This window comes from Bacillus sp. GS3m_15504, assembly GCF_055825275.1.
The window spans coordinates 3,470,133-3,494,811 of the sequence record NZ_JBVVNL010000001.1; the positions used below are offsets into that span (position 1 = coordinate 3,470,133).

The following is a 24,679-nucleotide window of genomic DNA, read 5'->3' on the forward strand; positions in this document are numbered from 1 at the left end:
TTATGAAATAATAAGTTCTTGTTTCTCGATACGTTCCATTACACTTTCAAGTTCCTGCATCGTTTCAATCGTAAAGTGCGCTCCATTTTCAACGAAACGATTGCGAACTACTTCTATTTTTTCACGAAGTTCTGCTGAATCCATATTCTCCACTTCTTCTTCACTTAAACCGAGTTCGCTACTGCCAAGAATTACACCAACTGTCCACATACCAGCATTTCTTCCCTCTTTCATATCTGATACCGTGTCTCCAATTTTTATCATATGATTCATCGGATATACACCAAGTTCCATCGCATTTTTATAACACATCCACGGATATGGACGCCCCGCAGGAACATCATCTGGCGTTACAAGAAAATCAGGTTTATATCCTTGTAGTGCTGCTTCTTTTGCTACAATGTCCATCATTTCTCTCGTATAACCAGTCGTTGAACCAATTTTAATTCCTCTTTCACGTAAAGAAGCAATCACTTCTTTTACTCCATGAATTGGCGACGCATAGCGCGGTAAAATAGCGAAGAGAATCTCTTCAAATTCTTCATACATCTCCTGAATGTCTGTTTCTGTTGGTAATTGCCCGAAAATACGATTCCATTCATTCGCAATACGAGGCATCTCTGTAAGTGCCCTTACATGATCAATTTTTAATAATCCCATTGGCTTACGGGCTTCTTCTGCTGTAATTCCCACACCTCGTTTATGAAAAATCTCCATAAATACTTCCAGTGGTGCAAAACATCCGTAATCAACTGTCGTACCTGCCCAATCAAAAATAACTGCTTCTATTTTCATACAATCCATCACCCTTCTTATTTATCTTTTTTGCCATTGTGAAGTTCGGTTACGAAGTGCTTTCGTTCCCCATTCATATACAACTCTCACTACAATATTTGTAACAACAATAAGTACACTCATTGCAGCTGCCGGCGCTACATTTCCTGCATCATCCATATTTACGATTGATACGGCAGCTAGTTTAAAATCAGCTGCGTATAAGAATACAACCGCTGACACAGTTACCATCGAATTGACGAAATAGTACATCACCATTTCTAAAATTGCTGGTAAACACATCGGTACTGTTACTCTAAAGAATGTTTTATAAAACGGAATGCCCATCGACTGCGAAACAAGCTCAAACTCTCGGTCTAATTTCTTTAAAGCAGTCGTTGCGGTAACGAATGTTACCGAATAAAAATGAATGATGTTTACTAGTACTAGCACAGCAATTGTTCCGTATAAAGAATGAAACGGATTCGTTACTGAAAGTCCAAATATTTGAATCGTTGGTTGACTAAAGAAAAAGACATATCCCAATCCAAGTACTAGACCTGGGATTGCTAAAGGTACAATCGAGAAAAAGTAGCCTGTTTTTCGGAAAAACTTTAGCTGATCTATTTTCTCAATCGCATATGCGAACATAAATGTTAAAATTGCCCCAATAACTGCTGTAACTGCTGAGACAATTACACTATTTTTAAATGCTTCAAGTCCATCTCCTGTTAAACTCGAAAAATTAAAATGCTCAAATGTAAAACTCATATTATATGGCCATACTTTCACACTTGCAGCAATACCAACTGCCACAAATAAAAGAACAATCATAAGTGTAATGACACTACAATATATGAATGAGACTACATCTCTTTTCTTATTAGCCGTTATTCTATATGGCACTGCTTTGGAAGATAAGAAATTCGCCTGCTTTCTTTGCGTAATGCGATCAACTGCAAATGCAAATATAGCTGGAATTAATAAAATCATTCCGACAGTTGCACCCATCGGCATATTTTGTTGTCCGATTACTTGCTTATATACGTCGGTAGCAAGTACATTATATTGCCCACCAACAATTTTTGGTGCGCCAAAATCAGTGAAACTGAGTGTAAACACAACGAACATCGCACTAATTAATCCGTACTTTACACTAGGTAAAGTAACAGTGAAAAATTGCTTTGTTTTACTCGCCCCCAACATATTAGAAGCTTCATATAAACGATAATCAGAACCTTGGAAAGCAATTAATAATATAAGAAATGCTTGCGGAAATGTATACATGACTTCAGCCATTACAATTCCTACTGGTCCATATAAAGGGATTTGTATACCTTCAAATAAGCCAAACATCCCTTTCGTTACTAATCCTTGATTACCAAATAAATATGTAAGTGCGATACCATGCATCATCGTTGGCGCGAATAATGGTAACAACGCGATGTATTGAAATACACGCTTTCCAAATACATTCGTACGAGCGATCGCATAGGCGTAAGCGTAAGCGAGTGTCACTGCAATAATTGTTGTCGCACCCGAAACCCATACCGTATTTTGTAATGATTGAACTAGCGTTGGTGTTGTGAAATATTTACTGAAATTCGCAACACCAATGAAAGCTCCATCTTTATCATAAAAAGCTTGTGTAAATAGTTGTAATAGCGGCAATACAAGCATAATCAAAAAGGCAAGGATCATACCAATAATTAATAGTCTTTGTATCCACTCTTCTTTACCGATACGTCTCTTAATCTTTTTTTTCGTATTTTCTACCTTTAAATCTTCTAACATCTCCATCTATACAACAACCTTCTTTCCATATGACAACATATGATTTTCTGAGAAAGAGATTTGAATTGGCTGTCCTTTCCTAATGGCTGTTTTTTCTACTTCTGATGCCAATATATCTACAACGATTTTCTCATTATATAGGTGTGTTTTCTCATCTATAACTCGCACTTCTGTCCGGTATACAGACCCACGAAACTCCATGCTCTCTACAATTGTTTTCATACCATTATTTTGTACGACTGTTACATGCTCCGGACGAATTGCATGTTCTTCGTTATTTTTCGAAAAGAAATTAATAGAACCAATAAAATCTGCCACAAACGGATTTGCTGGTCTTTGGTAAATCTCCTCTGGTGTGCCAATCTGCATAATTTCCGCATGATTCATTACAACAATTTTATCAGCCATCGTTAATGCCTCTTCTTGATCATGCGTGACCATAATAGTTGTTACTCCTACTTTTTCTTGCAAATCACGCATTTCTCTACGTAACTTTTCACGTACTTTTGCATCTAAAGCAGATAACGGCTCATCTAGTAACAAAATATCCGGAGACAGAGCGAGTGCACGTGCAAGTGCTACTCGCTGCTGTTGTCCACCAGACATTTGAGCAGGATATTTATCTTTTACATTCAGTAAATCAACTAGTTCTAGCGCCGATAGCGCCTTCTCTTTTACTTCTGCTTTTCCATACTTTTTTGCCTTTAAGCCGTATTCAATGTTTTCAAGTGCTGTTAAATTCGGAAATAATGCATATGATTGAAATACCATTCCGAAATTCCTCTTTCCAGGAGGTAATGCTGTAATATCTTTTCCATTCACAGCTATACTACCTGTTGTCGCCTCTTCTAGCCCTGCTAAAATTCGAAGCAATGTTGTTTTCCCACAGCCACTTGGACCTAATAAGCATACAAACTCATTTTTTTTCACAGTAAAAGAAATATCCTTTAACGCTGTAAATGCATCAAACTGTTTTTGAATGTGTTGAATTGATAAATATTCGCTCATTTTTTCTCTCTCCCACTCACTTACTTTTTCGGTTCTGCTTTTTGACCAAACTCTTTTTCCCATTTTTCTAAAATTTTGTCGCGATTTTCTGCTGCCCACTTAAAGTCATTCTTTTTGTATAACTTTTCCGTCACATCTTTAGGGAATCCATCTGGAAGTTTATAATCATTTTTAATTGTTGCAAATCCATTTTTCTCGAAGTATAACTTCATTACATCATCAGTAATTGCCCAATCTAAAAATGCTTGCGCTAATTTTTCATTTTTTGCATTATCTTTTTTAATAAGTGCGTTCGCTTCTACTTCCCAACCTAATCCTTCTTTCGGCAATACAACTTCAACTGGTGCACCTTTTTGTTTCTCTTTCAAAGCACTATAAACCATCGATACGCCAACTGGATATTCACCTGCACCTGCTAATTTCGCTGGTTTTGAGCCTGAATGCGTATAAGTTGCCATATTATCATGAAGTTTCTTCATGTAATCCCAGCCTTTATCTTCACCCATAATTTGTAACCATGCGGAAACTGTTAAAAATCCTGTTCCAGAAGAAGCCGGATGTGGCATAACAAGCGTTCCTTTATATTCTGGTTTCGTTAAGTCTTCGTATGATTCTGGCATCGGTAAATTTTTCTTCTTTAATTCTTCTTTATTTATAGCAATCCCCGTCATAAATGCAGTATTTCCAACCCATTTTTCTGGTTGTTTATCATCTTTAAATTGTGGTAGAACGCGATCCGCTCCTTTTGGAGAGTATCCTTTTAACATATCTTTTTTATCTAAAGCTAATAGACTTGATGCTGCAGTTCCCCATACAACATCTGCTTGTGTATTTTTTCCTTCAGCTAGTAATTTCGCTGTAATAACTCCAGTTGAATCACGAACAATGTTCAGCTTTACATCTGGGTATTTCTTTTTAAAAGAATCAAGATAAATTGGTACAAGTTCTTCTTCAATCGCTGTGTAAACAGTTAATGATCCAGATAATTTATCATCTTTTACTTTTGCCCCAGCACTTTCTTCTTTCTTTGCACCACACCCCATTAATAACGAAAATACCATTCCAGTTGCTACAGCTTTAAAGATTGTTTTTTTCACTGTCTCTCTCTCCTTTTACAAATCTTATGTACAACTCCAATATAAACAACTAGTGTAAAAGCAGTATTAAACCAACATTAATCTTTTGTTTGTTGTTTGTTTTTGTGTAATACGTTGCTACTTCTATGTTTTTTCGCATTTTTCTGCTAATAATGAACACTAAATTTACAAATAATTAAAAAAACCTTTATAATCCCACAAAAAAATGAGGCGTTTGTAAAAAACGCCTCATTTTTGTTTACCTTTTTTTGAATTACGATTTGCATACTTCGCGCTATTTTCTCCTTCATACTCTAATGCAAATTCTGCATCTGGTAAGCTTTCTTTCGGAGTTTTATTATTGTTGATTGCCGCATTTTGTTTCACTTTTCTTTTTACCAATACATTCACCTGCTCTCAAGAAATCACTTTCTACTCTAGTTTGAAACAACTTAAAATAATTATTACTGGCAAGTGTTAACAAGTACATAAGAGGCGTTCGATGGAAATACTACGTATGAAGAAATCATTATAAAAAGGAGCGATGATTTTGAAGAAAAAAGAAAAGATTCAATCACCAATTTTAGACGAAACGCTCCCGCATCAAATGAATTTTCCATCTTTTAAAGGAACAGGAAAAACGATGCAACAACCTTTCGTAAATCAATATGATGTTGTAATTGGGGACAGTAAATATAATTCCGAGAACAGTCCGCTTCACAATTGGAGTGATGAAGTAGATCCTGCCATTATGGCTGGCGATGAGTGGATCCATCCTACAAATGATATTGGGTGGATTTCAGAAGAAAATCAAGAGTTGCTAAAAAACGAATCAGATAATAAAAAGGAAGCTTTTATGCATCCGCAATTTGGCATTAACGACTAAAAAACCATTCTACCTAACATAGGTAGAATGGTTTCATACTATCCAATAATAATCCGCTCTTTCGGATATTTATAGCGAGGTGGCTGTTCTCTTCCGCCACTAGCTAGTATAAACGTTAAAATACCAACGCGACCGATAAACATAAGTACAATAAGTACAAGTTTACCAACAGTTGTTAAATCTGGCGTAATACCTGTCGATAGTCCTGTCGTCCCGAAGGCAGAACAGACTTCAACAATTAAGCTCATAAGCGGTACATTCTCTGTAATAGATAAAATAAATAGCGCTGTGGCACATAATAAAATACCCATTGTCATAACGACAGATGCTTTCAGCACATCCTCTTCATGTAGCTGACGTTTGAAGACTCTAACCGTTCTCCCGCCCCTCGCAAAAGTATATAGCGATAATATACTAACAGCAAATGTTGTTGTACGTATTCCGCCCCCAACCGAACTTGGAGATGCTCCTATAAACATTAATATACTCATAAATAAAAGCGTCGGTTGTGATAATTCAAGTATATCCATTGTAGCGAGTCCACCGCTTCGCGTCGTCACAGATTGGAATAATGTATAAAATACAGTTTCATGCCATGACTTTCCTACTAAAAAATGATTTCTCTCCAGTAAAAAAATCATAATTGTACCAACAACAACGAGTGCAAAAAATGTTGTTGTCGTCAATTTTGTAAATAATGAAAAACGAAATAATTGTTGTCCCCTTTTACTAAGGAATTGTTTCACTTCCATTAGTACTGGGAAACCAATCGCGCCTAAAATAATCAGTAACATATGAATCATTTGAACAATGTAATCTTTTTTATACGGAATTAGCGATTGTCCTGTTAAATCAAATCCACCGTTCGTAGTTGCACTAACAGCCGCAAAGAAACCGTGAAAATAAGCTTCTTGCCAAGTTGGAAAATAAAGTAGGAATCTTGTGCCTAATAATATTGCTCCAATAAGTTCTATCGAAATAATTACAATTAAAATAGAACGCATCAATTCTACAAGGCCTGATAAGTTCCCTTGATTATGGTCTGCCATAATGAGTCTTCTTCTCTGCAAACCAATCTTTTTTCCCGTTATAATCCAAACGAATGTACCAAGCGCCATAATTCCTAAGCCGCCTAATTGCAAAATAAGGGCTAAAATAATAATTCCTGCCGTAGTAAATGTATCTGAAATTGTAACAACAGACAGTCCCGTAACACTTACCGCACTAACCGATGTAAATAGAGCATCAATAAATGTCCATTTCACACCAGACTTCGTCACAAACGGTAAACTAAGTAATATTACCGATACAACTACTGCTAATAAATAAAATAAAACAATGAGTTGTACGGGACGCAATTTTTGTAAAAACTTTTTTATATCTCTCATTCCATCACTTCGCTACCTTTTTTCTATCGATTAAATAAAGAAAAATCTTCCCTTTCTTTATTTGTAAATAACTGCTCAAATATTTTTGCAAATACCATTCCATACACAGTTCCATTACCTCCGTGCAGTAATGCGTAAAATAAATTATGTATCTTTTTGTCTTCTTTTAAAATAGGAAGACCATCATGACTACTGCCAAATGCTGCTGCCCAATAATACTCTGCTTGTATATTCTTATACTGGGGGAACATCTCTCTTACAATGTTAATAAGGATATCACGCTTATGCAATAGTTTCGTATCACCAATCGATTGAATTTGCATCGCTTCATCTAATCCGCCTACCATAATGCGGTTTTTATACGTCCGAAAATATAAGTAGGGACGTGCTGTTTCCCAAATCAATGATCGCTCATGCCAGCCTTCAAACTGATCTATTTCATTTGTCACAACTGCATAAGATGTCTCTACTGTTGTATTTTTTTCTTTCTTCCCAAAAAGCGCTTCATAGCCCGTCGCCATAATAATATTCTTTGCTACAATTTGATTTCCTGTTTTCGTATAACAAATTAAATCATTTTGACGTTTTTTTATATGTATGACCTCTGTATGTTCATGTATAATAGCACCCATTTGATTTGCTTTATGCAAAAGACTATGCGCTAATAAATACGGATTTACCTCAGCATCACCATGTGTATATAATGCCGCTTGTTTTGTAAAGGAATAACGTTCCTTAATATCAACTTCTGTAAAATACTCAACAGGAAATCCATATTTCTGTAACGTATTGTACTCCTCTTGTAAAGATGAGACATCTTCACTTTTACTTGCATAATATAAACTATTTCGTGGAATAAACTGGGGATCAATATCGAGAGTCGGTACAACTTTCTCCATTGTTCGTAACGCTTCGTAACAAAGCTTATATGCTCGTACCCCTTTTTCTTCACCAAATGTATGAATAAGTGAGGTTAACGATTTATCATGAAAAAACTGTAATAAACCTACATTTGCAAATGTACTACCACATGCAATTTCTCTTTTTTCAATAAGCATCACACTCATGCCAATTTTCGCTAAAAAATACGCTATATGGGCACCTGCTTCGCCACTTCCGACTACAAGCACATCACATATCATATCATTTTCTAACGGTGGATAACAAGGTACAGAAACTCCTCTATTCCAAAACAACTTACCACTTATAAGGTTCATAATTATACTCCTACAATATAAATTTCTCCTTTCTATGTTTTGTTATTTTCCATAAAAAAATCCAACTAACACAACGCTAGTTGGATTTTTCATTTTTACTTTGAACGCTCGTCAAGCCAATCTCCAATCGTCGGATACGTTTGTTTTACAGCTGTTCCGCCGTAAACGATAGACATATGCCCTGTCGGTAAACATACATATTGTTTATCTGTGCTAGAAATATGATCTAGCAATGCTTCTACTTGGCATGGCAGAGCGATATGATCACGTTTCCCGGAAATATTTAAGACATTCGCCTTAATATTTGCAAGGTCTACCTTTTGTCCGCGAATAACGAGTTCACCCTTAACGAGTTTATTATTTTGATAAAAATCACGAATCCACTGTCTGTATGATTCACCCGGGAACGGAATGCCATCGCCAACCCACTTTTGAACTAACCTCCAGCTTTCAACGAAACGCTCATTCTCTGAACGATCTACTAAAGCAACGTATGGACCAACAAAGTTTGTAATTGGTTTTAACATTTTGTTGCCGAAATCAATCATTTCTGGCGGAATATTGCCAAATGTATCAACTGCTTTATCTAAGTTAAAATATTTTTCATCTAGTAAAGGACCATATAATCCTGTTTCAGAGAAATCAAAAGGACTTGTCATAAAGATTAAGTTGCGAATTGGCATGTGCGGATGAAGTGCCGCATAAATAGAAGTTAACGTTCCACCCATGCAATAACCAAGTAAAGAAATCTCGTCCGATTTTGCAGTTCGCATTACTTTTTTCACTGCTTTTGCAATATAATCAAACACGAAATCATCAAATTTCAAATGACTATCTTCTAAACCAAATGTGCCCCAATCAAGCATATACACATCAAAACCACGGTCCACTAGATATTCCACTAAACTATTTCCAGGAGTTAAGTCCATAATATATGGTTTATTAATAAGAGCATATATTAATAGAATTGGAACTCTTTGTGTTTTTTCTTGTTTTGGAATGTAGCGATAAAGCTTCGTCTTATTCTTCGTCCAAATAACCTCTTTCGGCGTTAATCCGACTTGCGGCTCTGGTTCACGTAATAAAATTTCACTCGCCCTTTTCACTCGGCGGTATGCTTTTCGATACTCTTCTGGGTATAGCTCTAATTGCTTTTCCCATTCTGTTGCGAATGTAGTCATTTTTCTATCTCCTTTTTGGTCGATTTCCTTCTAAAAAAAGAAGTGCATTCCTGCTATGGATATGCACTTTTTTCTTACTTCATTACATATATAATCCGCCGTTAATGTTTAATTGCTGACCTGTAATATAAGCACCGTCACGGCATAGGTATACTACACCTTTTGCAATTTCATCTGCTTGACCAAAACGTTTTTTCGGGATTTTTGCAACGATTTTTTGACGTACTTCTTCTGGTACTTCTGCTACCATTTCAGTATCAATAAATCCTGGGCAAATAGCGTTTACAGTTACATTTGTTTTTGCAAGCTCTAATGCTAATGATTTTGTAAATCCTAGCATACCTGCTTTTGCTGCTGAGTAGTTTGTTTGTCCAAATCCACCCGCTTGACCAATAATAGAAGAAATGCTAATAATTCTACCTTCTTCTGCTTCCGTTATGTATGGAAGTACCGCGCTTGTCGTATTAAACACACTGCTTAAGTTCACGTCAATTACGCGTTCCCAATCTTCACGATTTAACTTTTTAAATGTACGATCTCTTGTAATACCAGCATTATTAACAAGAATATCAACTTTACCAAAATGATTCACTGCTTCTTCTACAAGTCGGTTTGCATCTTCTACTTTAGAAACATCTGCTTGAACTGCATAAACGTCATGTCCTTCTTTTCCTAGTTCATTTACTAAGTTTTCAGCTGCTTCTTTGCTGCTGTTATAGTTAATAACAACTTTTGCTCCCTCTTGTGCTAGCGCTACTGTAATCGCTTTACCAATCCCTTTTGCCCCACCTGTTACGATTGCTACTTTTCCATTTAATTGAACCATTTCTTTTCCCCCTTAAATGAATTTGTGAACGACTATTATGAATCATTTTGGTACTCATACTATGGAGTCCCTATATAATTATGTTTCGCTGTTTATACATAGAAAAGAGATTCTCCCTCTCTCTTTTATCTGTTATAAACAAGCGCTATTATCACTTTTTATTTTCTGGCTTATTCGTAGGTTTTACTTCTTCCTTTACAGGTTCTTGTAGTTTCGCTAGTACTGTATTTTGCTTTTCTAGCAATTCTAAAATTTGATCAACCTTCGTTTCTAATGTGCGAAGATCTTGTTTTACTTTCGTAACATCACGCTTTAATGTAGGAGCTTGTCCTACTGACTCTACCTTCTCTTCTAGAAACTCCTCAATGTTATCCACTTTATTTTCTAAGTTAATAACAAGCGTAGCCACTCTAGCGATATCCTCTTTCGTAGGCACATTCACCTGCTCTAAATAATTTTTTGTCGTATCATTTAATGCTTTTTGATAAAACAAATTCAAATCTAGAACGCTGCCCATCCAAGCAGAATATTCTTCTGTTTTAATTGTTTCATTGAGCGCTTTTCCCCAAAATGTTTCGGTTTGTTCATAAGCATTTTTCCATGCTTGTAGTGGATCGAATTTTTGATCAATCACTTTACCTACACTCCCTTTTTCGTTTTTGAAACAATTCAACCTATTCATTATTTTCTAATATTCTGAATAAAACTTCAAGTCTATATTTTATTTTTTTCTATTTTCTAACAAATGTATTGACTTTAAAAACAGATAGGTGTAAATTGCACTTATAAGCAAAAAATTCCATCTAACTGATTCATGAGGTGATGCACAATCATGCTACATAATGAACCAGAACAACGCGAAAGTTTGGAGAACAACCAAGCAAAACAACCAAACTCCATGCCAAAAAACTTCTTAGTTCCCTTCTTACTTCTCTGTCTTAAAGACTGGAGTCTTCATGGTTACAAACTTATTCAAATGCTAATGGATATCGGCTTCTCTTCTGTTGACCAAGGTAATGTGTACAGAACACTACGCAAATTAGAAAAAGAAAACCTTATTTCTTCTACTTGGGATACAAGCGACGGAGGGCCAGCCAAAAGAATTTATTCTTTAACTGAATATGGAGAGCAATATTTAACAACATGTGCGACTTCTTTTGAACATTATCAAAATATGTTGCGGACGTTTTTCACGTTATACACCAATGCATTCTTTCCATTTTCTACTTCTCCAGAAAAGGATGAAAAAGATTCTTCATCTTCACCTGGTGATACAGCAGAGTAATCTGCGTTCACAATATGTAAAAAAACATTTGGGGGTCAAACAATGGAAACTAAACCATACGAATTAGTCGATGCATTTTGGAAAAACTGGTCTCAATCACTTTCCCTTTTCTCTTCAGCTGGGAAACAATTAGAGCAACTTACTTTAGAAACATTAAAACAACAACAAGATGCTTTGCATAAATTAACATCAGGAGTAGATGAACTAGAAAAAGAACTGCAACAATTCACTGCTCAGTTCAATAATCAATATACAGATTACGTGAAGCAATTAACTGGAAACTCCTTAAATGATCAAATTAATGAGTGGCAAGAGAAATGGAAGGAACTTTCTGCTCATATGCAGCAGCTTACGGTTTCTCCTACGAAAACATCTTTGTCTATTCTTACTCAAACAAGCGGCCAATTTGAAGAAACAACAAAACAATTTATTGAACAACAACAATTACAACGTGAAGAGGCTCAAAAACAGTTAGAAGGTTTTTTGGAAGAGTTCAAGTTAAAGCAGTTGGAACTCGCAAAAAAGTTCGAGGAAAACTCAAAAAATCTATTTACTTCCATCAAGTAAGAAAAATGTGGGAGCTCACTGCAGCACAAACAAAACTCTTTCTTCCTCCTACTACATCAAGATGGCTAGCATTTTTCGATATGGAAAAGAAGGAGGACAAAATGAATCCATTTCAAGAAGCACAAACTGTTCCGGAGCTTCGTTATGATGAGATTCAAGTCGGTGATCAAGCATCACTTACAAAAACGATTACGGATGAGGACGTTATCAATTTTGCAAAATTGACTGGAGATGTGAATCCTATTCATATTTTAGACTCTTTTGCAAAAACGACAATGTTTAAAGAACGTATTGCTCATGGTATGCTCGTTTCGAGTTTTATTTCTACCATCCTTGGAACGAAACTCCCAGGTAAAAATACGATTTATCTATCCCAAAACGTTTCATTCCGCGCTCCTGTCAAAATCGGCGATACACTTCGCGTTGTGGCAGAAGTCATCAAAAAACGTGACGATAAAAAAATCATCACGTTGCAAACAAATATATATAATCAATCGGATGATATTGTCGTTGAAGGTACAGCGACAATACTAAAAAAAGAGTAGCAAATTTGCTACTCTTTTTTCTATCCAATAACTTCTAATCACACCGATTACTTCCGCGTATGAGTACGTCGGTTCCACATAAAATAACGGTACCAGTTCAGATACGTACTTAGCTGAACTGGACTACTCATAAGGATGTGTATCAACATGGTAAAAACAAACAAATTACTAGTTCCTGGTGCTGAACAAGCACTTGAACAATTTAAATATGAAATTGCACAAGAATTCGGCGTAAGCTTAGGATCTAATACAGCATCTCGTTCTAACGGATCAGTTGGCGGTGAAGTAACAAAACGTCTTGTCGCTTTAGCTCAACAACAATTACGTGGATAACACTATAACATATGGCTTAGAGGCAGATATTCTCTGCCTCTTTCTATTTTTAACATACATAATCGTACTTTTTCACATACTAGTAAGAGCAAACTGAAAGGAACGATATATAACATGAAACGGATTAATATTCGCATGAGTCCTCCCCGTGTTCTTACTTTGTCTTTTATTATGTTATCAATTATCGGCACATGCTTATTAAAGTTGCCAATTGCTACAACGACGTCTATTTCATGGCTCGATGCTTTATTTACAACCGTTTCTGCTTGTACGGTTACAGGGCTTGGTGTTGTGGACACTGGGAAAGTATTTACCTTATTTGGCCAATGTGTCATTTTAACACTTATACAAGTGGGTGGACTTGGCATTATGAGCTTTGCCGTTTTAATTGCGATTATGCTAGGTAGAAAAATTGGTCTTCAAAACCGAATTTTACTGCAACAAGCGTTAAATCAAACAAATATAGGCGGTGTCATTCGTCTTGCCAAAGCATTATTTTTATTCTCTTTTACAGTCGAATGTATCGCTACTTTGATTCTTTCTTTTGAATGGATACCGAAATATGGGATTGCTAAAGGGCTCTATTATAGCTTTTTTCATTCAATCTCTGCTTTTAACAATGCTGGTTTTTCTGTATGGAGCGATAATTTAATGTCCCATTCTCATAGCATTCTTGTCAATGTCGTTATTTCCTCCCTCATTATTTTAGGCGGGATTGGTTTTACAGTAATCGTAGATATAAAGAAAAAGAAAAATTTTAAAAACCTTACATTACACTCAAAACTTATGCTCTCTTCTACTCTAATCGTCAATATTATTGCGACTGTTTTTATTTTTATATTCGAGTTCCACAATTCCCTTTCTATGAGAGGATTTACCCCCTTTGAAGAGGGAATGGCTGCTTATTTCCAGGCAGTTTCAACTCGCACTGCCGGGTTTAATACAGTTGATATTTCTGCCTTATCAAAGCCTTCCCTACTATTAATGATGCTCCTTATGTTTATTGGCGCTGGGAGTGCTTCAACTGGTGGTGGGATTAAGTTGACAACATTTTTAATCATGTTTTTTGGGGTATTTAAATTTTTACAAGAACAAGATGATATTGTCGTGTTTAAAAAATCCATTAAAGATACTCTCATTGTCAAATCATTGACCATCGCTATTATTTCTATTTCATTTATTTTTTTTGCTATTTTAATTTTAAGTATTACTGAGCGTGTTCCTCTATTGATGAGTGCTTTCGAAGTATTTTCAGCATTTGGGACTGTTGGTCTCAGTATGAATTTCACACCACACTTAACTATAATCGGAAAAGCTATTATTATCTTTATGATGTTCTTTGGGAAGATGGGACCTTTAACATTGGCTTTTTCATTTGCACGTAAAAAGAACCGAAAAATAAAATATCCGAATGAAGACATTTTAACAGGTTGACAACCGTATAAATTATCCATATAATGAGAGTACAATAGCATATCTCCAAAGGGGAGTAGCGTCCAAGAATATTTCTTGGAAACAAAGTCGTCATTACGTAGAACTTAGTTCTTCCGGCTTTGTTGGCATTTTCATTACATATGTCTAGCAAGACCTTTGCCTATTAACGGCAGAGGTCTTTTTTGCATTCATTGCCAAATTCTTCCAAAGTTAATAGGCAGGAGTATGGGGAAACTAAATAGTGGGGAAATTCTTCACTTATTTAGTACTTATAGAAATGAGAGGAGAATGTACATGGATGTATCATTATTATTGGAGTATGGTTGGGTATTACTCATCCTAATTGCACTAGAGGGGATTTTAGCGGCTGATAACGCGCTTGTTCTTGCAATTATGGTAAAACATTTACCAGAAGAAAAACGTAAAAAAGCATTATTTTACGGATTAGCGGGAGCATTTGTTTTCCGATTCGGATCGTTATTTATGATTTCGTTCCTAGTCGATGTATGGCAAGTGCAAGCAATCGGTGCAATTTATCTTATGTTTATCGCTGGTAATCATTTATTTAAAACGTATGTTAAAAAGAATACGGATGAAGAAACAGAAGAAAAAGAAGCAAAGAAAAAACAAGAGAACTTTTGGTGGACTGTATTTAAAGTTGAAGTTGCAGATATCGCCTTCGCAGTTGACTCTATTTTAGCTGCTGTTGCATTAGCAATGACTTTACCAAAAACAGGATTAGGTACAATTGGTAGTCTTGATACTGGACAATTCGTCGTTATCTTTGTAGGTGGACTTATCGGATTAATCATTATGCGATTTGCAGCAACTGCTTTCGTACAAATCTTAAAACGTAAACCAGGACTTGAAACTGCAGCATTCTTAATTGTAGGTTGGGTTGGTGTGAAACTAGCAGTTTATACGTTGGCACACCCTGCATTAAATGTAATTCCACATTCATTCCCAGAATCTACACCATGGAAGCTTACATTCTGGATTGTATTAGTTGGAATCGCAGTTGGTGGTTGGTTCTTCTCGAAAGAAGTAGAAACAAAAGTCGAAAAGAATTTAGACGAAAAAGCGCTGTAATTACAGCGCTTTTTCTTTTTTCCTTGTCCCCTCTCTATGTCCAGAAAAAATTCTATTATACTATTTTTTGTAAGCGTTTTCTCGATGTATGTATGTCCTTTTTGTGAAACATTGCACAAACTTATTGAAACTATGACAGAATCCATGTACTTTATTCATATAAGGAGTATTTATAGATGATGTACTAAAGGAGCGTATTACTCATGCTAGAACAAGGATTGGATTATGTTGTCAAACTGGCTAAAAGCAAAAAACAAATACTAGATGCAAACCCGATGCAATATTTCATTCGTGCAGCACTTGCGGGTATTTATATCGGTTTTATTATTGTTCTATGCTTTAAATTAGGTAACTTTTTTCACATTGCAGATTCACCAGCAACTTATTTAGCTGCTTCTATGTTTTTCGGAATTGCTCTCGTACTTATTATATATGGTGGTGCTGAATTGTTTACTGGAAACACAATGTACTTCACTGTAGCAACATTAAGAAAAGAAACAACAATATCTGATACACTTCGTAACTGGGTTGCTTGTTATGCAGGTAACTTAGCGGGTGCTTTATTCTTTGCCTTACTATTTTACGCAACTGGCATTTTCGAAGCAATCGATCACGGTCATTTAATGAATAAAGTCGTTGAGGGAAAAATGAATACACCTACAATGCAATTATTCTTTAAAGCAATTTTATGTAACTGGCTTGTATGTCTTGCCTGCTTCTTACCTTCCCAAGTTAAAGGGGATACAGCAAAAATAATGATCATGATGCTACTCGTTTTCACATTTTTCTTATCTGGTTACGAGCATAGCATCGCAAACTTATCACTGTTTGCTCTATCTTTAGTTTCACCGCATCCTGAGACAATTTCTTTTGCAGGTGCTATTCATAACTTAATTCCAGTTACAATCGGTAATATTATTGGTGGGTCAGTATTTGTCGGTATGGTATACCACTACTTAACAAAGAAAGTACCTGACGTGAAACAAGAAGACACTGAATTAGTAGCAGCTCAACAAGAAGAAATTATTCCTCTGCAAGCGCATATGAAACATTAAAACTCCAAAGTTTTACTTTGGAGTTTTTAGCTCCCAACATATTTAACAACAAGATTCGGATTAATCTCTCCTTCTTCCTTCCCCTTATTAATTCTCTGTTTCATCTTATGCATACCGATGACATCATTCGTATGAAGGTGAATTTCATTTACATATAAACCCTCTTTACAAAAAGCTTCTACAAAATCTAATCCACTTTTTTCTCCCCACCCCATATTAAAATCAAGGGATAGCATATTCACATCATAATCCCGAACCATTTGCAGGGCACATTCTACTGTAGTTGCGAGCACATACCCGTACGGACAACTTCTTTGATCATCCATATATACATTCATTTTCTATCCCCTCTCTATTTTGCATACGTGACCAACATGTAACAAATTGCCCCAAGGCTAATAAAAGGGCCAAACGGTATTTGAGTCCTCATTTTCATACGTTTTAATACGAGACCAGCTCCAAAGAAACAAAGACTAAAGAAAGATGATAAAAATAAAATCATAAAAACCCCTTTCAGTCCCGCAATAAATCCAAGTAACGAAAGTAGTTTTATATCCCCTCCACCAAGCCCTTCTGGATATATCTTTTGCATGCAGTATAACAAAATGAATATAACGCCACTCCCAACTATACTCTCTGTCCAAGTGACTAACGGTACAAAAACACATTCTAAAATAAGTAAACAAGAGAACCAAGCTAAAATACGATTAGGGATTAACATATATATGTAATCTGTAACTGAAATAATAAGAAGTAACGAGAAAAGTGATAAAATGATGATAAGCTCTCGTTCCACCCCAATCATATATACAGTAAGAAGACATATTATTCCGGTTACAAGTTCAAATATTACGTACAAAATTGAAATTTTCCTCTTACAATTCGTACAACGTCCCCTTTGTATACAAAAAGAAATGATTGGAATTAATTCTTTTGGCTTGAGTACATACTTACAATAATGACAATGTGAACGCGGGATAATGATAGACTCACCTAGCGGAATTCTCATCGCAATTAACATAAAAAAGGAACCAAACACCATCCCAACTAACAATGCATATACATAAGTGAACATCCCTTCCTCTCCTTTCCAGAAGAACATAGCAAAAAAAGGAGAGAACTTCTACTTCATATTATCTCTATTCTATTAAAAAAGCAGGCCATTTTCTGGCCTGCTTTCCCCTCTTTTATACGATAAAATATACTGCTTTTAATGGTCCATGTACTCCAACAACAAGATTCATTTCAATATCTGCCGAGTTACTAGGCCCTGTGATAAAGTTAATACAAGATGCCACCTCTTCGCCATTTTCTACACGTGTGTTCATATCCTGAACTGCTTGTGTAATACGAGGCACAAGTGTTTCACGTGGAATAATAGCAAAGTATACAGTAGGTAAAAAGTGTAAAGAACGACCTTGTCCTTTATGACTTTGTACAACGATCGTACCAGATTCAGCTAAAGTATAGTCACTAAATGCAATTCCGATATTTGCTCTTTCTGCGATACGCATATTCTCTTCTTTTTTCTCTGGATCCCATACATTCACTTCAACATTTTGCTTTGGAAGCTCTTCTTTAAATAAAGAAGTCAACCCATAAGAATCAAAACGTTCATCTGCCGATAACATAATAGGTCCCCCGCCATTTTCAACGATTACTTTTTGAATATCTTCACGTAAACGGTCGTTTGTCGTTTCCACAACAGTTGTATGAATGTTTGTACATTGATTTTTAAATACTTCTAACAATTCTTCTTGTGAATAATCTTTTAACGTTTCTTTATTCACATTATTTTTCCATACTGGGCGTTCTACACCATCCGTTTTACGTGTACGTCCAAGTTCCTTTGCAATATTATCTAGAAAGGAGTCACGGTTTTGAATTAATCCTGTCATTATTTGTCCCCGCCTTTCTTATGATCTTTATACCAATCACGGAATCGTTCTTTACTTGGCGCCGGGAATTCACGAATATCTGTCCAGTTTTTAAGTGGCCCAACACCTTTTGATACACGGTTACCAGATGTAAATGGACTCATTGCTGCTGGTGCCATTTTTGATCCCATTTTATATAAAGCTGCTGAAGATGCGCCCATACTAAACATTTTCATTGCTAACTTTTCTGCAAGTGGAGCACGTCCTTCTTGCTCAACGATAACTTGACGATGTTTTAATAATAAATCATGCAATGGAATTTTTACTGGACAAGCTTCTGTACACGCTCCGCATAAACTAGAGGCATAAGGAAGCTCTTTGTAATCATCATATCCACCTAAAAGTGGTGTTAATACCGCACCAATTGGTCCTGAGTATATAGAACCATATGAATGTCCACCAACATGGCGATATACAGGGCATACGTTAACACAAGCAGCACAACGAATACATTGCAATACTTGACGGAATTCAGATCCGAGAATTTGAGAACGACCATTATCAACCACAACTAAGTGGAATTCTTCTGGGCCATCTACTTCCTCTTCTTGAATTGGTCCCGCTACCGTTACATAACTTGTTAACTTTTGACCTACTGCACTACGACATAGTAAACCAACTAAAACATCTAATTCTTCCATTGTCGGAACCATACGTTCCATACCCATTACTGCAATTTGTGTTTTCGGAATCGACATGACAAGATCGGCATTACCTTCATTCGTTACTAAACAAAGTGAACCCGTATTTGCAACAGCGAAGTTACAACCTGTCACACCAATTTCTGCATCCATAAATTTTTCACGCAGTTGTTTACGAACAAACTTTGTCATTTCATATGGGTCATCAGAATTTTCATAGCCAAGCTTTTCTTTAAATACGTCACGAATTTGCGTTCTATTTTTATGAAGTGCAGGCGCAATAATATGTGAAGGTGGATCGTTATCTACTTGCAAAATATACTCTCCTAAGTCACTTTCTAACACTTCACAACCAATTTCTTCAAGCGCGTGGTTCATACTAATTTCTTCTGTTACCATCGACTTTGATTTTACTACTTTTTTTGCCTGCTTCTTTTTTGCAACGTCTTGAATATACTTTGCTGCTTCCTCTTTCGTTTTCGCAAAGTACACATGCCCGCCTCTTTTTGATACATTTTCACTTAACTGCATTAAGTAATAATCAAGATTTTCTAACGTATGTTGACGAATTTCTTCACCAAGTTCACGCCACTCTTCCCAGTTTCCTAATTCGTCCGCTGCTTTTAAGCGATTCGTATATAAACGCGTTTGTGCAGAAGATACTGCTCCCCGCATAAACGAATCTTGAATTCCATCGCCAACGCGATCATTAAATTTTTTCTCACTGATTTTCATAGACATAGCTTATGTTCCCCCTTCATGAGCGACTATTCAGTACCTCAGCAATATGCATTACTTTTATTTCTTTTCCTAAACGCTCAATACGTCCGCCAATGTTTAACAAACACCCACAATCTGCACCGATTAAATAATCAGCACCTGTTTCCATTGCACTATCTACCTTTTCATCTACCATTTGCTCAGAAATTGGAGTCATCTTCACTGAAAACGTTCCCCCAAACCCGCAACAATTTTGCACATTTGGTAACTCTCTCACAGTTAAACCTTTTACATTTGACAATAAAATCCCTGGTGCCTCTGTTACTCCAAGCATACGTGTCATATGACAAGATTTATGAATAGTAGCAATTCCTGGTAAACTTGCACCAACATCCGTAACATTTAAAACATCTACAATAAATTGTGTAAATTCATATGTTTTATCAGCAACTTTTTGTGCACGTTTAGCCCATTTCGGATCATCTTTAAAAACATGCGGATACTCATGAAACATTGTCGCACAAGAACCAGATGGCGTAACGATATATTCTGCATCTTCGAAAGTTTCAATCATATGTTTCATCGCTTCTTTTGCTGCTTCTACATGGCCACTATTATAAGCAGGTTGCCCGCAACAAACTTGCGCTTCTGGAAATTCAATTTCACAACCTAAACGCTCCAACACCTCAACTGTTGCTTTGCCGACGTTTGTTTCAAACATATCGACTAAACAAGTAACAAATAAAGTAACTTTCATAATTATTACTCCCCCTTTTTACAACTCCACCAACAAACATATGGTCATCAGATGACTAAGGAAAGAAGAGTAGGCTCAACCATGGCCTATCCTCTCCCTCTTCTAAAGAAAACGCTTACTTAATCTCTCTCTATTTTATCAGAAAATTAGATTTTTAAAAGATTAAATTACGAATTTATATCGTTTCTACCTGTGACAATATGTTCTACATTTGTTAAATGATCTAGCATTGCTTGCTGCGCTAATTCTACATCTTGCTTTAACACTGCATCATATATAACTTGATGCTCTTCTATAAGTCGTTCTGATGTTGTTTGTTCACCATATAAAATAATGCGTCTTGATTCACCAATCGTTTCAGCAATCATCTCTGAAACATGATTCATGAGTTCAAGTAAAATGTTATTATGCGAAGACTCTGCAATTCCCATATGGAACTGAAAATCTGCTTTTTCACCAGCTTTTTCATCTCCAATGCTCTTTGCCATTTCATCTAACCAATGCTTCATATTTTGCAAATTAGCTTCCGTACGTTTTGCCGCAGCTGCTCGAACTGCCCCCACTTCAAGCACCTTTCGTACTTCTAATAAATTCAAAATATCTTCTTTCTTCATTAATAATCTATTGTTTAATGATTTTGTTAATGAAGAAGAATCGAAATTCTTCACATATGTACCTTCTCCTTGTTTCATCTCAATTAAGCCCATCGCTCTTAGCGCACTTAGCGCTTCACGAACAGCAGATCTGCCAACTTGAAACTGCTCAGCTAATTGATGTACAGGAAGTAGTTTGTCACCAGGTTTTAACGTACCATTTTTAATCATTGTTAAAATAGCTTCAGATACTTCTTCGTAAATCTTTTTCGGTTTAATAGATTTGTACTCCAGTTAAATCACCTCAGTATCTTCCAAACAACAATTGAAACGATTTATAAAAACTTTGCATCATAACTATTTTAGAACGAATTGGTAAGAAGTACAAATGTTTTGTTCATAAAATCGTCAAATTTTCGATATTTATTACATATTAATTTATATCTTTACGTATAACTATTGTCTTCAATATAAAGAGCATGCTCTAAAAATTAGAACATGCTCTCCTCATTCTGTACTTTCAATTTAATACTAACCGTCGTTCCATTCCCTTTTTCGCTTTCAATTTGCCACTGTCCATCATGTATATGAACAATTTGTCTTACAATTGCCAGGCCTAAACCTGTTCCACCATGTTGACGACTTCTCGCTTTATCGACTCTGTAAAAACGTTCGCCAAGGTTTTCTAAATGCTCCGTATCAATACCGATTCCTGTATCTTTTATGCTCAATTCACAGTAATCATCTATCTGCCTGAGCGTTATCATAATATCCCCGTTTTGATTTGTATACCGTATCGCATTATCTAACACGTTATGAAGCACTTGTTGCATACGATCCTCATCAATCATTACAATGATTTCTGGATTTAAATTTGTTGAAATACGAATTTTCTTTTCTATAAACTTAATCTCATACGTATCTAGCACATCTTCAATTAGTTGTGAAAAAACGATAGGTTGTTTCTGTAACGGAAAATGTTCCCCTTCTAATTGTGCTAAATCTAATAAATCGTGAACGAGACGTTGCATACGATCTGCTTCTTTATGAATGAGCTGTGTCACTTTTTCTTGCTGCGGTCCCTTCGCTACACCATCTAAAATAGCCTCGCTATACCCTTTTATATAACTAAGCGGTGTTCTTAGTTCATGCGAAACGTTAGCTAAAAACTCCTTACGCTTTACGTCTTCTGTCTCTAAAGAATTTGCCATTTTATTAAATGCTTTTCCTAATCGTCCAATTTCATCTTCAGAAGAAATTGTAATTCGTTCTGAGAAATCCCCCGTAGCCAAATGATTCGCAACTCGTTCCATTTGCGAAAGCGGTCTCGTAATAGCAATAATAATTTTTCTACCAATCCATATTGTCAGTAAAGTAATAGCAAGTGCTAACGGTGCTAAAATAAGGCCCATATCATATATTAAGTCTTTTATACTTTTTAAAGGAATATAAGAATATACAATGCCCACTAATTTTTTATTTTCTAAAACAGGGATGACAACCCCCATAATATTACGTTCAAAATGTTCCTCATACCCTATCTTTGTCACAGTTTTTCCATCTAATAAGGCTTGCCTGTCCCCTTCACTTATAAGAGAATGATGGTGCACATCAAATGGTAAACATGCGCTTAAATCGCGTGGGTTTGATACAAAAAGAACGTCTGAACTAGATATTTGATCAAATGCTCTTACTTTCTCTTCAAAAGTTGATATTCCTTCGCTCTTATCGTATTGCGCAGCAAGACGCTTCCCTTCCATTACTAATGAATCTTTTAAATTATCAACATATAGTTTTTCATACGAATATAAAGATACAAAGTAAAGAAAGGAAACTGTTACAAATACTGCACATACTACTGTCAACCAAAGCTTCTGTACCATCGTAAACATACGTTACACCTCAAATTTATAGCCTACACCCCAAACAGTTTGAATGTAGTTACCACTTTCTCCAAGCTTCAAACGCATCGTTTTCACGTGCGTATCTACTGTTCTTGTACTTCCGGCATAATCATATCCCCATACCTTTTCCAGCAATTGTTCCCGGCTAAATACTTGTCCCGTATGTTGGCAAAGAAAATAGAGTAAATCAAACTCTTTTACTGTAAGAGAAATCGGCTCACCATCGGCCTCAATCTTTCTACTTTTTTCATTAATAAGGATCGGTCCAAACTGAATCTCCTCTTGTTGCTCTTGTTTTGTATAACGTCTTAATACAGCTTCCATACGAGCAATTAATTCACCAGGACTAAATGGCTTTACAATATAATCATCTGCTCCCATACGTAAGCCGTTCACCCTATTCCACTCTTCACCTTTTGCTGTTAAAAATATAATTGGTACATCTGACGTTTTTCTAATTTCTTTACAAACTGAAAGTCCATCCATCTCTGGCATCATAATATCTAGTACAACGAAATCATAATGGTCCGTTTCTAATTTTTTTAAAGCCTCTTTTCCATTTTCAGCTTCTCCCCACTCGTATCCGAAATTATCTAAGTACATTCCAACAAGTTGCCTCATATCACTTTCATCATCTACAACTAGCACCCTATATTTACTCATTGTCCTTCCCTTCTCTCTCTATGAGTTGAAACGGTCCTTTTCCGACTTTAATTGTTTGTTTTATTTTCAAATCCTTCATATCCATAACGCACACTTCATCACTATCATAGCTGGCTACATATCCTTCTGCTCCGCTCTTCAAAAATGCAAATGGGTTCGATCCTACTTCTACAGAAGCCACCTCTTTATACGTGCTAACATCAAACTTTCTAAGCGTATTCGAACCGTGACTTAATGCATATACGTACTTATTATCCTTCGTAATATTCACAGGCATAAACGGAGCGTGTAAAGAACGTACCATTTCTCCGCTCTGCAAAGAATACACTAATACTTTCTCATTCACCTGATTTCCATCACCATGTCCGCCAATCCATATTTCTTTCCCATCTGGACTAATTGTTGCTCCCGTTGACGCTGGGGGAATCATAAAAGATTGTATCACTTCTTTTTTCCTTGTATCAATTGTCGTTAGCTTCGTATCATAAAAGTTTAATACAGATAACTGGTTATCGTACTCTACCATCGTTATCGGTCCTTTTCCTGTCGAAACATTCCCTGTCTCTTTTCCCTTAATCGTAAAGAACCTTACCTTTTGAGCAGTTTGATCAGCAGCAAATAATTGTTTTTTATCTTCAGATACGATTACATTTACAATACCTTTTCCAGTTTTATATTTCTCCACTTGTCTTCCTTCGACTAGTGAATATACATACATGTACTCTAACTGCTTACCATATACAAGTATGTCTTCACCATTTGGAAGTAGTAGGGTTCCTGCCATCGGCTCGTTAAGTTCCCATGTCGTAATTAACTTTTTAGTTTGTTTATCGACAAAACTAATACTGCCTTCTTTTATATTCGTTGTTATAATAACACTTTTATCTTTAGCAATCGGTGTATATGAACTTCCTTGACACCCTACTAATAGAAATAAAAAACAAATAAGAAAAACAGACTTTCTCAAAAGATTCCCTCCATCTTCGGATGATTTCGTTATAATTGT

Annotated in this window: 27 protein-coding genes and 1 riboswitch; of the genes, 8 read left to right on the forward strand and 19 right to left on the reverse strand. The window is 36.0% G+C overall.

Going from position 1 to position 24,679, the window contains the following annotated elements:
• The 5 genes from phnX to AC0L0O_RS18290 all read right to left on the reverse strand — a co-directional run bounded on the left by phnX (position 1) and on the right by AC0L0O_RS18290 (position 5,054).
• Complete coding sequence (gene phnX, locus AC0L0O_RS18270; RefSeq protein WP_000687376.1) at positions 1-795, reverse strand: phosphonoacetaldehyde hydrolase; 795 nt, start codon at positions 793-795, stop codon at positions 1-3.
• 21 nt (positions 796-816) lie between these two features.
• On the reverse strand, positions 817-2,574 hold the full coding sequence (locus AC0L0O_RS18275) for a putative 2-aminoethylphosphonate ABC transporter permease subunit (protein ID WP_473785903.1): 1,758 nt from the start codon (positions 2,572-2,574) through the stop codon (positions 817-819).
• Positions 2,575-3,576, reverse strand: coding sequence for a putative 2-aminoethylphosphonate ABC transporter ATP-binding protein (locus AC0L0O_RS18280; protein ID WP_000006179.1), 1,002 nt, complete (start codon positions 3,574-3,576; stop codon positions 2,575-2,577).
• A 20-nt stretch (positions 3,577-3,596) separates the two neighbouring features.
• A complete protein-coding gene (locus tag AC0L0O_RS18285; protein ID WP_000750887.1) occupies positions 3,597-4,673 on the reverse strand; it encodes a putative 2-aminoethylphosphonate ABC transporter substrate-binding protein in 1,077 nt (358 codons plus the stop codon).
• Between the two features lie 228 nt (positions 4,674-4,901).
• Entirely contained in the window at positions 4,902-5,054 is a 153-nt protein-coding gene (locus AC0L0O_RS18290; protein ID WP_000240799.1) for a hypothetical protein, read from the reverse strand.
• A 148-nt stretch (positions 5,055-5,202) separates the two neighbouring features.
• Between AC0L0O_RS18290 and AC0L0O_RS18295 the strand changes: the two genes are divergently transcribed.
• The gene (locus AC0L0O_RS18295) at positions 5,203-5,538 is read left to right on the forward strand and encodes a DUF3905 domain-containing protein (RefSeq protein WP_000726022.1); all 336 of its coding nucleotides are present in this window, start codon (positions 5,203-5,205) and stop codon (positions 5,536-5,538) included.
• Between the two features lie 38 nt (positions 5,539-5,576).
• On the opposite strand, the gene AC0L0O_RS18300 is transcribed toward AC0L0O_RS18295, so the two are convergent.
• The 5 genes from AC0L0O_RS18300 to phaR form a co-directional block, all read right to left on the reverse strand.
• A complete protein-coding gene (locus tag AC0L0O_RS18300; protein ID WP_001204717.1) occupies positions 5,577-6,926 on the reverse strand; it encodes a TrkH family potassium uptake protein in 1,350 nt (449 codons plus the stop codon).
• A 23-nt stretch (positions 6,927-6,949) separates the two neighbouring features.
• Entirely contained in the window at positions 6,950-8,143 is a 1,194-nt protein-coding gene (locus AC0L0O_RS18305; RefSeq protein WP_001049185.1) for an NAD(P)/FAD-dependent oxidoreductase, read from the reverse strand.
• Positions 8,144-8,238: 95 nt separating this feature from the next.
• Entirely contained in the window at positions 8,239-9,324 is a 1,086-nt protein-coding gene (gene phaC, locus AC0L0O_RS18310) for a class III poly(R)-hydroxyalkanoic acid synthase subunit PhaC (protein WP_000206335.1), read from the reverse strand.
• 82 nt (positions 9,325-9,406) lie between these two features.
• Positions 9,407-10,150: an acetoacetyl-CoA reductase gene (locus AC0L0O_RS18315; RefSeq protein ID WP_000250412.1), complete on the reverse strand. Its 744-nt coding sequence runs from the start codon at positions 10,148-10,150 to the stop codon at positions 9,407-9,409.
• A 151-nt stretch (positions 10,151-10,301) separates the two neighbouring features.
• Entirely contained in the window at positions 10,302-10,784 is a 483-nt protein-coding gene (phaR, locus tag AC0L0O_RS18320; protein WP_000566949.1) for a polyhydroxyalkanoic acid synthase subunit PhaR, read from the reverse strand.
• Positions 10,785-10,982: 198 nt separating this feature from the next.
• On the opposite strand from phaR, the gene phaQ reads away from it, so the two are divergent.
• From phaQ to AC0L0O_RS18355, 7 genes are all read left to right on the forward strand, one after another.
• The gene (gene phaQ / locus AC0L0O_RS18325; RefSeq protein WP_000903020.1) at positions 10,983-11,435 is read left to right on the forward strand and encodes a poly-beta-hydroxybutyrate-responsive repressor; all 453 of its coding nucleotides are present in this window, start codon (positions 10,983-10,985) and stop codon (positions 11,433-11,435) included.
• Positions 11,436-11,477: 42 nt separating this feature from the next.
• A complete protein-coding gene (gene phaP / locus AC0L0O_RS18330; protein WP_000448580.1) occupies positions 11,478-12,002 on the forward strand; it encodes a polyhydroxyalkanoic acid inclusion protein PhaP in 525 nt (174 codons plus the stop codon).
• A gap of 101 nt (positions 12,003-12,103) precedes the next feature.
• Entirely contained in the window at positions 12,104-12,547 is a 444-nt protein-coding gene (locus tag AC0L0O_RS18335; protein ID WP_001067916.1) for a MaoC family dehydratase, read from the forward strand.
• A gap of 147 nt (positions 12,548-12,694) precedes the next feature.
• Complete coding sequence (locus AC0L0O_RS18340; protein WP_000241212.1) at positions 12,695-12,880, forward strand: alpha/beta-type small acid-soluble spore protein; 186 nt, start codon at positions 12,695-12,697, stop codon at positions 12,878-12,880.
• Positions 12,881-12,994: 114 nt separating this feature from the next.
• A complete protein-coding gene (locus tag AC0L0O_RS18345) occupies positions 12,995-14,314 on the forward strand; it encodes a TrkH family potassium uptake protein (RefSeq protein ID WP_000822337.1) in 1,320 nt (439 codons plus the stop codon).
• Positions 14,315-14,352: 38 nt separating this feature from the next.
• A riboswitch (yybP-ykoY riboswitch) is annotated at positions 14,353-14,518 on the forward strand.
• Between the two features lie 90 nt (positions 14,519-14,608).
• Positions 14,609-15,403 carry a TerC family protein gene (locus AC0L0O_RS18350; protein ID WP_000383325.1) on the forward strand — a complete coding sequence of 265 codons (795 nt, stop codon included), beginning with the start codon at positions 14,609-14,611 and terminating at the stop codon, positions 15,401-15,403.
• Between the two features lie 203 nt (positions 15,404-15,606).
• A complete protein-coding gene (locus AC0L0O_RS18355) occupies positions 15,607-16,458 on the forward strand; it encodes a formate/nitrite transporter family protein (RefSeq protein ID WP_000893036.1) in 852 nt (283 codons plus the stop codon).
• Positions 16,459-16,484: 26 nt separating this feature from the next.
• On the opposite strand, the gene AC0L0O_RS18360 is transcribed toward AC0L0O_RS18355, so the two are convergent.
• From AC0L0O_RS18360 to AC0L0O_RS18400, 9 genes are all read right to left on the reverse strand, one after another.
• Positions 16,485-16,796 carry a cyclic-phosphate processing receiver domain-containing protein gene (locus tag AC0L0O_RS18360; RefSeq protein WP_001103777.1) on the reverse strand — a complete coding sequence of 104 codons (312 nt, stop codon included), beginning with the start codon at positions 16,794-16,796 and terminating at the stop codon, positions 16,485-16,487.
• Positions 16,797-16,810: 14 nt separating this feature from the next.
• A complete protein-coding gene (locus AC0L0O_RS18365; protein WP_000495756.1) occupies positions 16,811-17,533 on the reverse strand; it encodes a prepilin peptidase in 723 nt (240 codons plus the stop codon).
• A 112-nt stretch (positions 17,534-17,645) separates the two neighbouring features.
• Positions 17,646-18,356 carry a LutC/YkgG family protein gene (locus tag AC0L0O_RS18370; RefSeq protein ID WP_000147197.1) on the reverse strand — a complete coding sequence of 237 codons (711 nt, stop codon included), beginning with the start codon at positions 18,354-18,356 and terminating at the stop codon, positions 17,646-17,648.
• Positions 18,356-19,777 (reverse strand): LutB/LldF family L-lactate oxidation iron-sulfur protein, encoded by a 1,422-nt coding sequence (locus AC0L0O_RS18375; RefSeq protein WP_000061914.1) that lies wholly within the window; start codon positions 19,775-19,777, stop codon positions 18,356-18,358. Before AC0L0O_RS18375 ends, AC0L0O_RS18370 begins: the two co-directional genes overlap by 1 nt.
• Positions 19,778-19,793: 16 nt before the next feature.
• Positions 19,794-20,513, reverse strand: coding sequence for a (Fe-S)-binding protein (locus tag AC0L0O_RS18380; protein WP_000869153.1), 720 nt, complete (start codon positions 20,511-20,513; stop codon positions 19,794-19,796).
• Between the two features lie 167 nt (positions 20,514-20,680).
• Entirely contained in the window at positions 20,681-21,370 is a 690-nt protein-coding gene (locus AC0L0O_RS18385; protein ID WP_254904554.1) for a FadR/GntR family transcriptional regulator, read from the reverse strand.
• A gap of 227 nt (positions 21,371-21,597) precedes the next feature.
• The gene (locus AC0L0O_RS18390; RefSeq protein WP_000494832.1) at positions 21,598-22,998 is read right to left on the reverse strand and encodes an ATP-binding protein; all 1,401 of its coding nucleotides are present in this window, start codon (positions 22,996-22,998) and stop codon (positions 21,598-21,600) included.
• A gap of 3 nt (positions 22,999-23,001) precedes the next feature.
• Entirely contained in the window at positions 23,002-23,673 is a 672-nt protein-coding gene (locus AC0L0O_RS18395) for a response regulator transcription factor (RefSeq protein ID WP_000049878.1), read from the reverse strand.
• A complete protein-coding gene (locus AC0L0O_RS18400; protein ID WP_001232392.1) occupies positions 23,666-24,640 on the reverse strand; it encodes a YncE family protein in 975 nt (324 codons plus the stop codon). Before AC0L0O_RS18400 ends, AC0L0O_RS18395 begins: the two co-directional genes overlap by 8 nt.
• Positions 24,641-24,679: the final 39 nt, after the last annotated feature.

Bases quoted from the DNA above. Each gene is read 5' to 3' on its own strand.
- phnX (WP_000687376.1), bottom strand. From the start codon at position 795: ATGAAAATAGAAGCAGTTATTTTTGATTGGGCAGGTACGACAGTTGAT.
- AC0L0O_RS18275 (WP_473785903.1), bottom strand. From the start codon at position 2,574: ATGGAGATGTTAGAAGATTTAAAGGTAGAAAATACGAAAAAAAAGATT.
- AC0L0O_RS18280 (WP_000006179.1), bottom strand. From the start codon at position 3,576: ATGAGCGAATATTTATCAATTCAACACATTCAAAAACAGTTTGATGCA.
- AC0L0O_RS18300 (WP_001204717.1), bottom strand. From the start codon at position 6,926: ATGAGAGATATAAAAAAGTTTTTACAAAAATTGCGTCCCGTACAACTC.
- AC0L0O_RS18305 (WP_001049185.1), bottom strand. From the start codon at position 8,143: ATGAACCTTATAAGTGGTAAGTTGTTTTGGAATAGAGGAGTTTCTGTA.
- phaC (WP_000206335.1), bottom strand. From the start codon at position 9,324: ATGACTACATTCGCAACAGAATGGGAAAAGCAATTAGAGCTATACCCA.
- AC0L0O_RS18315 (WP_000250412.1), bottom strand. From the start codon at position 10,150: ATGGTTCAATTAAATGGAAAAGTAGCAATCGTAACAGGTGGGGCAAAA.
- phaQ (WP_000903020.1), top strand. From the start codon at position 10,983: ATGCTACATAATGAACCAGAACAACGCGAAAGTTTGGAGAACAACCAA.
- phaP (WP_000448580.1), top strand. From the start codon at position 11,478: ATGGAAACTAAACCATACGAATTAGTCGATGCATTTTGGAAAAACTGG.
- AC0L0O_RS18335 (WP_001067916.1), top strand. From the start codon at position 12,104: ATGAATCCATTTCAAGAAGCACAAACTGTTCCGGAGCTTCGTTATGAT.
- AC0L0O_RS18340 (WP_000241212.1), top strand. From the start codon at position 12,695: ATGGTAAAAACAAACAAATTACTAGTTCCTGGTGCTGAACAAGCACTT.
- AC0L0O_RS18345 (WP_000822337.1), top strand. From the start codon at position 12,995: ATGAAACGGATTAATATTCGCATGAGTCCTCCCCGTGTTCTTACTTTG.
- AC0L0O_RS18350 (WP_000383325.1), top strand. From the start codon at position 14,609: ATGGATGTATCATTATTATTGGAGTATGGTTGGGTATTACTCATCCTA.
- AC0L0O_RS18355 (WP_000893036.1), top strand. From the start codon at position 15,607: ATGCTAGAACAAGGATTGGATTATGTTGTCAAACTGGCTAAAAGCAAA.
- AC0L0O_RS18360 (WP_001103777.1), bottom strand. From the start codon at position 16,796: ATGAATGTATATATGGATGATCAAAGAAGTTGTCCGTACGGGTATGTG.
- AC0L0O_RS18365 (WP_000495756.1), bottom strand. From the start codon at position 17,533: ATGTTCACTTATGTATATGCATTGTTAGTTGGGATGGTGTTTGGTTCC.
- AC0L0O_RS18370 (WP_000147197.1), bottom strand. From the start codon at position 18,356: ATGACAGGATTAATTCAAAACCGTGACTCCTTTCTAGATAATATTGCA.
- AC0L0O_RS18375 (WP_000061914.1), bottom strand. From the start codon at position 19,777: ATGTCTATGAAAATCAGTGAGAAAAAATTTAATGATCGCGTTGGCGAT.
- AC0L0O_RS18380 (WP_000869153.1), bottom strand. From the start codon at position 20,513: ATGAAAGTTACTTTATTTGTTACTTGTTTAGTCGATATGTTTGAAACA.
- AC0L0O_RS18390 (WP_000494832.1), bottom strand. From the start codon at position 22,998: ATGTTTACGATGGTACAGAAGCTTTGGTTGACAGTAGTATGTGCAGTA.
- AC0L0O_RS18395 (WP_000049878.1), bottom strand. From the start codon at position 23,673: ATGAGTAAATATAGGGTGCTAGTTGTAGATGATGAAAGTGATATGAGG.